We start from the raw sequence: 7690 nt of genomic DNA on the forward strand, positions 1-7690 counted from the left end.
AGCATGGGGCCATTCACGACCGCGAAGGTCGCCGCTACCGAATACCAGACGGCAGTCTTAGTGGTCTTCTTCTCCTGGCTCATCCTCCTCAGCGTAGCTACGGGCCAGGTTGGCACCACCATGCAGAACAGCGCAGTTGCTCCACCCACACTTCCTAAGTTCCGATACGGCAAGTCTCTATGGAATCTGACTCGCGGTGACCACGCAAATGGGAAGTGGTCAGCACATCCGAAAACGCCCAGCAGGAGCTGTGCCCGGCAATCTTCCCGGACCGATGATCGGAAAGCTCCCCCACATCAGGGTGGCGCCCGCCCTAGTGCTGCTGACGCCGCTGCTTGATGTGCGGAAGTAGCTTCAGCGACTGTGGAGCCTAATCGAACTGTTATCCGTGACGTAGTAGACCGAGATCCCCAACTGAGCTAGCGGCTTGCTCACACGTCCTATGGCAGCACGGTGACGTGCATTGTCAGGCAGAGCGATGGCTGACTCATACCCCTCGTTCAACCGCTCCAGTGCGACGAAGACAGCGCGGGAGACATGAGTGATGACCTGACCCTGGGTGAACAACTTACCGTAGCGCTGAGTTCCAGGTGTGCCACTCCCGGCGCCCTTTGCCTCAACCATCAACTCCCGCTGCCCCTGCGCTGCGTGGATGTCATACCCGGGATTCTGCCCATGAGCGAAGGAGAGGATCTCCCAACCTTGCTGGACCAGGTACGCCCGTACAGCGTCGACGACTTCGTTCTCAGTCAGGATGCGTTCTGCCATTCAGCGGCTTCTTTGCCAGCGCCAGAGGATGTGGTCAAAGTGGCCCAGGCCCACGCCTCTGGCAGCGTCCGTCTCGGCGTGGATCGTTTTGATGATCCAACTTGCCTCGTGGGCATGCACAGGGCCGAGGCCTTGGGTGGACAGGGCGTGATTGACGAACCTGGTGATCATCACATCAGCTTTGATTCCGGGCTGGCCCAGCAGCATCAGGAAGTACTCATGGGTGATCCAGCCCAGCCCGGGCACGCCGGTGTAGGCCTTCTTCACGTCTTCGGGCTTGGCGTCGTGAAGGTCGGAAGCGCGGCCCACAGAGATTTTTAGCAGCCTGGCAGCCGCATGGCGAACGGCCACGCTCTTGGGCGTGCTCTTGCCGTCGGAGACGACGTTGTTACCCATGATCGAGCGGATCTCTGACTCCTCAACGGTGACCAGACGCGACAGGTCGTTGAGCAGCTCAGAGTCACGCTTGCTGAACTCCTGGCGAAAGGCCAGAACCCGGTTGTAGACACCGGCCCCTGGGGTGTTGGAGTGATACCGCTGCTGAGCGGAATACACCGCGTCGAGCAGAGCGGTGGAGATCTCATCGGGCCAGCCAGCAGGGGCGTCGACGAAGTCCTCCTGATCGAGGGTGCCAACGAAGTCAGCCACCACCTGTACGCGTCGGTCGAGGTGGTCGCTGGGGAACTCCGCGGCGGCACTGGGTCGGCTGGACATGGAATGAGATTAGCTTAAGACCGGCGCACCCAGTCGCAGCATCAGGCTTCACATTCTCCATGTACGCCCTCCTGGCGGCCTCAAAGAGTCCCAACCTCGTGCGTCAGATCGTCGGTCTACCCTTGGGCCTGCGAGCAGGGAGTCAGCGCAGGTCTGGACATAGAGCGCGGAGCCCCGGCGGAGCTCATCTTCCGCGACCGACGCATGAAGGTTGTGGAGCCCCCGATCTACTGGGTCGGTCGACGCGAACCGTGGTGGGAGAACCTGCGTCGGCTGCCCGAGACTGACGCCGTCGAACTGCTGGAGCGGCATATGTGGCGGATCACCGCCAGGGGCATCGACACAAGAGAGACACTGAACTCGATGTCAAGGTCACCGAGGGCCGAGACTGGCCGGCCACCCTAGTTCAAGAGGAGCGTGACGACTTCTCAGGCCCGCGGAGATCAAATGAGACCGGCTCTGTGGCTTGCCCATTCACCTGGAGGGCGACGGCGTGGGGCCCTGCATAGTAGCGACGGGTGGTGATGGCACGGAATGAGTGCTCCCGTTCGACGATCATCGATTCACCGGGGTCCAGGATGCGCGTGGTGAGCTTGAAGGTCTTTGCTGACTGCGCGCCGTTGGCCTTGCGGTGGTGGATGATGTAGTCGATCGCAAGCTTTGCCGACTCTGTGCCCGTATTGCGGACCGTGGCGGAGAACTTCACACTGCCGCCCCAAGGCACTTCGCTCTCCGCAACATGGGGACCGTCTATGTCTGCTGACACGGGCCCGAAGCCGAGGAGCTCCAGCGCACCGGGGTATCCCTTCTTGATGAGAGTTCTCAGCCCGTGCCGAACAACCCACATTGTTGTCTCTGCTGGTGCCTCCAGCCATCGCCCTGCGGTTTTGAGTACCAGCTCGGGGGCGTCACGGCTGAGGTCGTTCAGGTGGTTCGCAACAGAGCGCCGTACATACTCGCTCTCGTCCCGGTAAAGAGCGTCCAAAAGCGGAATGGTGATACCGGGCGACGCCGTCAGCTCCGGCACTCGCACGGCCCAAGGCAGATACGGGCGAGTGCCTTCGCTGGCCAGGCGCCGCACATGCTCATCCTCAGATTCAGCCCACCCCTGGATGGTCGCCAAGGCACCCTTGAGGTCTTGACGCAGCAGTGTCCTGATGGCGAACTCTGAGGTAAGCCGGTTGGTGAGCTCGGCCAGCAGCTCCAGCGCGTCCTGGAACGATTCTGCCGACTCCTCCTGGGCGGCACGGGTTACGACGGCACTGGTCACCGGCCAGATCAGCCACCCCCTGAATTCAGGATCGGTGCTGGCTCGGCGCAGCGTTTCTTGCAGAGCCCAGTAATCCCCGGGCACGTCCACGAGCAGAGCATCCCGCAGCCGATCGGAACGCTCCCGCAGCGAAAGCCCGTCCAAGGTTTCCTGTGCGGCTTCAAGCTCTTTGACTGCTCGCCCTGTGCTCGAACGGATAGATCGAAGAAGCGACTGAACCACTTCGGGCCCGATGAGCTCATCAGCAGTTGGCATGGGCTCAGCCTATGTCGAGGCGAGCAATGCGGCCTGCGTCGTCCAGCTGGTAGGCAAAGGACAGGTCAGCTGTTCGCCCCGGGAAGTCTCCTTCGATGCGGACTTCTACCGTGGACTGTGCTGACCCAATGATATGGGCCTTGAAGCTGAAGGCCGCCGCGGTGTCGGCAAGCCACTCTCGGATCTCGTCGTGGCCTACCCGAGGCGGCTTGTCTGCATGCTCAATGTCGGTGACAACAGCGTCGGGGGAAAAGACTTCAAGAACTTCCGGGACTGGTCCTTGGGGGTGCTTCTCGACGAATATGCGGACGGAGGGTGGGACTGGGTGTCTAGTGCTGTTCACAGGGCGCTTTCCTAGGAAGAGAGGTTGCTTCTAATATAGAAGCAACTGCCAACTTTCAGTCGCGGTTTGATGAGTTCCAGGAAAATATCGGGCTGTCCTCCTCCATGCTGAGCTCCCGCCTGAAGACCCTGGTGCAGAACGGGTTCCTGGAGAGGAGGCCTTACCAGCAACGCCCTGTGCGCCATGAGTATGTCCTCACTGAGCGCGGCAGATCACTGCGCCCCATTTTAGTTGCCATGGTGGCGTGGAGAAACGCCCAGCTTGCCCCGGAGATGCGCTCCATGGTCCTGGTGGACCAACAGACCGGGCGAGAGGTTTAGCCGCAGGTCATGGACCCGCACACAGGGACCCCTGTGACAGACGCCCGCTATCGGTACACAGCAGGCCCGGCCGCCGGCCCTGAAATGCGAGCCCGATACAAGCCCTCCCCAAGACCGCAGAAAACCCGCGCTCACGCCGACTCTCCCCTGGCCTGACCGGGCCTTCTCTCTGTGCGCGGAGCCGGGCAGAAACTGAAATCGGGTTTTCTAGCCTTCGGCTTCAGAACGGGCTAACATCCCCCATCTGATGACTATGTGGAGCCTAGGAGACTAGAACTCCTGACATCCGGCTTGCAAAGCCCGGAATGAAGGACAAAAGGCCTGGTCGGCGGCTTGCGTGAGGCTACTTGGACACACTTTGGACACATGCGGAGTAGTTGACGAATACGTCTGAGTCGAGTCCGCGAGGCTGACAGGAACGCGTTTCGTAGGGCTACTAAGATCGGGTAATGCTGACCAATGAAGAGCTTGCTGCACTGGTGGCAACTGGTGCCGAGCAACGCAGTATCGAGTTTAAGAGTACTGGCTCGACAAATACTGAGAGCTTTGTGGCCACAGTCGCTCGCGCATGCATAGCACTGGCGAATCAGCGCGACGGTGGACATGTAGTCATCGGTGTCGCTGACAACGACCCTGGTGGTCATAGTGGTGGAATCGACCCTCAGCATCTCAGAGAGTGGCTGAGCTATGACACCGTCATGCAAAAGATCAATGTCTACGCGGACCCGCCCCTAACGCTCCGACTAGAAGAGCGTCATCTACCGTCTGGTGCTGCGGTCATCGTCATTGAAGTAGCGGAATTCGACCAAGTGCCAATACTTAGCAACCGCGACTACGGGAAAAGATCTTCCGGGGCCACCTGTACACGCGATCCATGGCTAAGCCCGAGAGTTCTCGCTCAAACACGCAGAACGAATTGCGAGAGGTTCTTCAACTAGCAGCTGAGAAACAGCTACACGCCTTTCTTCGCACGGCTCATCGGGCCGGTCTCACAGTGGAGCCAGCGACAATCTCCGACACAGAGCAATACGAGAGTGAAGTCGGGGCATTCCGCGAGGCGTCTGGCAGCTCCGGGCTCATGGAGTCCGCACATATATCGGCATCAATCAGACCAACCAGATATACGCCTGAACGTCTTGGCTATGGGGCACTTGTCCCTCTGGTGGTGAACAACGCGGTACGACTCCGGGGCTGGCCTTTACCCTTCGTCGAGTCTCCACAATTTCGATCCAGTTGGGTTGAGGAAACGAACCTGCAGATTCACCCAGAAACTTGGTCAATGCACCAGTCGGGCCAGTTTATTAGCGCTCATCCTCTACCTACGCATTACGGACCGGATTGGGATGGTTTCGGTAGCCAGGACCAAAGCGGAAAGTACTTGCCCGCCTACTTCCCTGTGCTCTTTATGGCTGAGGCAGTGCTCTTAGCCACGCGTTTACAAGGGGACATCGCACGAGACGAAGAGTTCACAGTGCAGTTCAGATTCGAAAGTGAGGAACCGTGGGAGCTTGTAGTCGCCGACCCACGTAGATCTGGCTTTCACCGGGGTTACAAGTTCACGGGAGGCACCTGGGAGCACTCAATTACCTTGCCCAGCGACATTGGCACAGTCGATTTCCGACAGACGGCGGCCGAGGCGGCACGCGAGCTTCTCCTAAGGTTCGGATGGATAGGAGTGACCACAGATCTTCTTCGGGGAATCCAGGACCAAGCTTTCGACTGAACACCGTCGCGACGTGACTCACCGGTTTTGCCAGCCGTGCTTGAGGATTCTGCACCGTCTGAATTGCGCACGGGACGGCGACTTATGAATACGCACCTTCACCGCTGCTGCCTTTAGCTCGCCAGTGACCGAGTCCTGGTAACACGGCACGACCGTGACAAGTTTCGGCGGTTAAGACACATTCAACGAGAGGCGTCCACGTGTCACAGGTCACCTATACGCTCAGAAACGAGGCACTGTCCTCACATCGTCCTAGTGGAACAGAGCGTTTGGAGCATTCATGCACATCAAAAGAGTCACGCTGGAAAACGTCAAGAGTTTTAGGGGGAAGCACCAGTTCGACCTGACACCGGGCGTGAACTTCTTCGTCGGTGACAACAACAGCGGCAAGTCGACCGTGCTCCAAGCACTGCTGTTCGTGTTCGAGGGACCGTCAGCCACGAAGTGGACACCCGAAACCTTCTACACCGCAGACGCGAGACCGACAAGAGTTGTGGTGGACATCGCCGGCAAGGTCGACGAGCTGGTGCAGCGGGACAAGTTCAAAGTGCTCAAGGATTTCGTCTTCGAAGACGCCGGGGAGCCCATCCTTCGACTGGAGCGCAGCAGCGAGGAGCGAACGGTCCAACAGTCCGGCAAGGATAAAAAGGTCGACGTGAAGGCCGTCTGCTTCTGGCACCCACAAAGGGGGCAATTCGAAAACGTCACCGGGATAGACGCGAAAGTCAAGGCGATCTTCGACTTCGAGGCTATATGGGCCGATGCCCACCCCGGGGACCACATCGATTTCGCCAGCACCAAGACGCTGGGCCGGCTGCTCGACTCCTCGTTCCAGCGATTCGTCGAGACGGCACCATGGAAGGCTCTCACTGAAGCACACGAGAAGGCGTTCTCTCACGACTCAGAGGAATCTTTCATGGGTCAGACGAAGGAACTAGCCTCCGGACTCAAGGAACTGGTGGACGAGCAGTACGGCGAAGCCGATTATCGTTTTGACTTCGGCCTACCCGACGCCGGCGTATTCATGAAGCAGGGGCGTCTCCATGTCGACGACGGAGCCGGTGAGACACCGGTCAGCGGAAAGGGCACTGGTATGCAACGGGCCATCGCCCTCGGCATCATCCAGCTCTACGCACGTTCTGGGGCCCTTACGGAGGCGAGCAGTCACACACCCCTAATCCTCATGCTTGACGAACCCGAGACGTGGCTCCACCCGAGTGCGCAGCTGAAGCTGGGAGAGGCGCTGAGCAGAATCGGCGAGCAAGAGCAAGTCTTCATCATCACCCATTCGCCGTACCTCATCCGGAAGTTTGACCCACAGCACCATCTGCTCACAGTGCTCTCCGGACAGGGCGAGAATCGACGAGTCCATCCATCAACGACCTTCGGGCTCTTCGGCAAGGGTGAGCCCACGTGGGGCGAGATCAACTACCAAGCATTCGAAGTGTGCAGCAATGACTTCCATAACGAGCTCTTCGGGTACGTGCAGCAGCATCTGGAGTCGAAGAAGAGCAACGACAAGTTCGCCAGTGAGAAAGAGATAGATTCTTACCTCAGGCAGAAGGGCATCCCACAGACAAGGACCTGGGTGCGCAACTCCGCACAGAGTGACCAAAGGACGCTACCTGTGTACGTGAGGAATGCGATCCATCATCCAGAGAATTCGCTGAATCCCGACTTCACCCAAGATGAGCTCCAGGAGTCGATCCAAAACCTCATCGGGGTTGTGAAGGACATTAACTCCGCTCCCGCGACCTGAGGAGCAACACGTCTGACTCGGGATACGTAAGAGACGAGATAACAGCCAGATGCTTGCGCGCCAGAACATACTTACGCGATTCCCGGTTCCGATTGGCGACCGTCCCACGGTCCACATCCCAGGAGCGGGGGCGGCATCGCTCATATACGGAATGATCGGTGGAGCCACGAGCTGCGTCACAACCACTGGCGAACTGAGAACTTACGATCCTGGTCTGCCTAAAGTCAGCTTCAAGAGGATGACCCCTGCAAGAATGAACACGACGCCGGCCGCCACGAGTCCTAAGAATCCCCATTGAGGGTCACCGGCGGCCGAAAGGCTCGTCCCCAAGGGAGCTCCAAAACCGACACCTACACTGGTGCCGCCAGCGAATACCGTCATCATGGTGACCTTGAACCTCGCGGAAACAGCTACTCGGACTTGGTGGTAGGCCTCGGCCAATACAGGTGAGAGCCACAATCCCACCACAGAGCAGACCACGCACGAGGCCGCGATCCCAAGCGTCGTTGAATGCACCACTGTCGCACCGACACCTACA

9 protein-coding genes and 1 pseudogene are annotated in these 7690 nt (G+C 59.1%); 5 read left to right on the forward strand and 5 right to left on the reverse strand.

The annotated features are described in order from the left end of the window. Positions 1 to 354 precede the first annotated feature (354 nt). Together FH975_RS11845 and FH975_RS11850 are read right to left on the reverse strand one after the other, a co-directional pair. Positions 355 to 768: a hypothetical protein gene (locus tag FH975_RS11845; protein WP_162321502.1), complete on the reverse strand. Its 414-nt coding sequence runs from the start codon at positions 766 to 768 to the stop codon at positions 355 to 357. Continuing rightward, positions 769 to 1482: a hypothetical protein gene (locus FH975_RS11850; RefSeq protein ID WP_162321503.1), complete on the reverse strand. Its 714-nt coding sequence runs from the start codon at positions 1480 to 1482 to the stop codon at positions 769 to 771. A gap of 204 nt (positions 1483 to 1686) precedes the next feature. On the opposite strand from FH975_RS11850, the gene FH975_RS11855 reads away from it, so the two are divergent. Then, the gene (locus FH975_RS11855; RefSeq protein ID WP_162321504.1) at positions 1687 to 1887 is read left to right on the forward strand and encodes a hypothetical protein; all 201 of its coding nucleotides are present in this window, start codon (positions 1687 to 1689) and stop codon (positions 1885 to 1887) included. A 1-nt stretch (position 1888) separates the two neighbouring features. Here FH975_RS11855 and FH975_RS11860 read toward each other — a convergent pair whose 3' ends face one another. Together FH975_RS11860 and FH975_RS11865 are read right to left on the reverse strand one after the other, a co-directional pair. Continuing rightward, complete coding sequence (locus tag FH975_RS11860; protein WP_162321505.1) at positions 1889 to 3007, reverse strand: DNA alkylation repair protein; 1119 nt, start codon at positions 3005 to 3007, stop codon at positions 1889 to 1891. 4 nt (positions 3008 to 3011) lie between these two features. Then, positions 3012 to 3350, reverse strand: coding sequence for a nuclear transport factor 2-like protein (locus FH975_RS11865; protein WP_162321506.1), 339 nt, complete (start codon positions 3348 to 3350; stop codon positions 3012 to 3014). A gap of 35 nt (positions 3351 to 3385) precedes the next feature. Here FH975_RS11865 and FH975_RS16335 point away from each other — a divergent pair, with 35 nt between their 5' ends. The 4 genes from FH975_RS16335 to FH975_RS11885 all read left to right on the forward strand — a co-directional run bounded on the left by FH975_RS16335 (position 3386) and on the right by FH975_RS11885 (position 7152). Next, positions 3386 to 3670 (forward strand): winged helix-turn-helix transcriptional regulator, encoded by a 285-nt coding sequence (locus FH975_RS16335; RefSeq protein WP_328821875.1) that lies wholly within the window; start codon positions 3386 to 3388, stop codon positions 3668 to 3670. A gap of 449 nt (positions 3671 to 4119) precedes the next feature. Next, the gene (locus FH975_RS11875; protein WP_162321507.1) at positions 4120 to 4608 is read left to right on the forward strand and encodes an AlbA family DNA-binding domain-containing protein; all 489 of its coding nucleotides are present in this window, start codon (positions 4120 to 4122) and stop codon (positions 4606 to 4608) included. 341 nt (positions 4609 to 4949) lie between these two features. Beyond that, on the forward strand, positions 4950 to 5393 hold the full coding sequence (locus FH975_RS11880) for a hypothetical protein (RefSeq protein WP_162321508.1): 444 nt from the start codon (positions 4950 to 4952) through the stop codon (positions 5391 to 5393). Positions 5394 to 5673: 280 nt separating this feature from the next. Beyond that, positions 5674 to 7152, forward strand: coding sequence for an ATP-dependent nuclease (locus FH975_RS11885; RefSeq protein WP_162321509.1), 1479 nt, complete (start codon positions 5674 to 5676; stop codon positions 7150 to 7152). A 201-nt stretch (positions 7153 to 7353) separates the two neighbouring features. On the opposite strand, the pseudogene FH975_RS11890 reads toward FH975_RS11885, so the two are convergent. Next, positions 7354 to 7690, reverse strand: a pseudogene (locus FH975_RS11890) (hypothetical protein); the annotation flags it as partial.

The sequence above is a fragment of the Nesterenkonia haasae genome (assembly GCF_010119385.1).
Taxonomy (GTDB): domain Bacteria; phylum Actinomycetota; class Actinomycetes; order Actinomycetales; family Micrococcaceae; genus Nesterenkonia; species Nesterenkonia haasae.

Coding starts and splice junctions, on each gene's coding strand:
- FH975_RS11845 (WP_162321502.1), bottom strand. CDS start 768: ATGGCAGAACGCATCCTGACTGAGAACGAAGTCGTCGACGCTGTACGG.
- FH975_RS11880 (WP_162321508.1), top strand. CDS start 4,950: ATGCACCAGTCGGGCCAGTTTATTAGCGCTCATCCTCTACCTACGCAT.
- FH975_RS11885 (WP_162321509.1), top strand. CDS start 5,674: ATGCACATCAAAAGAGTCACGCTGGAAAACGTCAAGAGTTTTAGGGGG.
- FH975_RS11860 (WP_162321505.1), bottom strand. CDS start 3,007: ATGCCAACTGCTGATGAGCTCATCGGGCCCGAAGTGGTTCAGTCGCTT.
- FH975_RS11850 (WP_162321503.1), bottom strand. CDS start 1,482: ATGTCCAGCCGACCCAGTGCCGCCGCGGAGTTCCCCAGCGACCACCTC.
- FH975_RS11875 (WP_162321507.1), top strand. CDS start 4,120: ATGCTGACCAATGAAGAGCTTGCTGCACTGGTGGCAACTGGTGCCGAG.
- FH975_RS11855 (WP_162321504.1), top strand. CDS start 1,687: ATGAAGGTTGTGGAGCCCCCGATCTACTGGGTCGGTCGACGCGAACCG.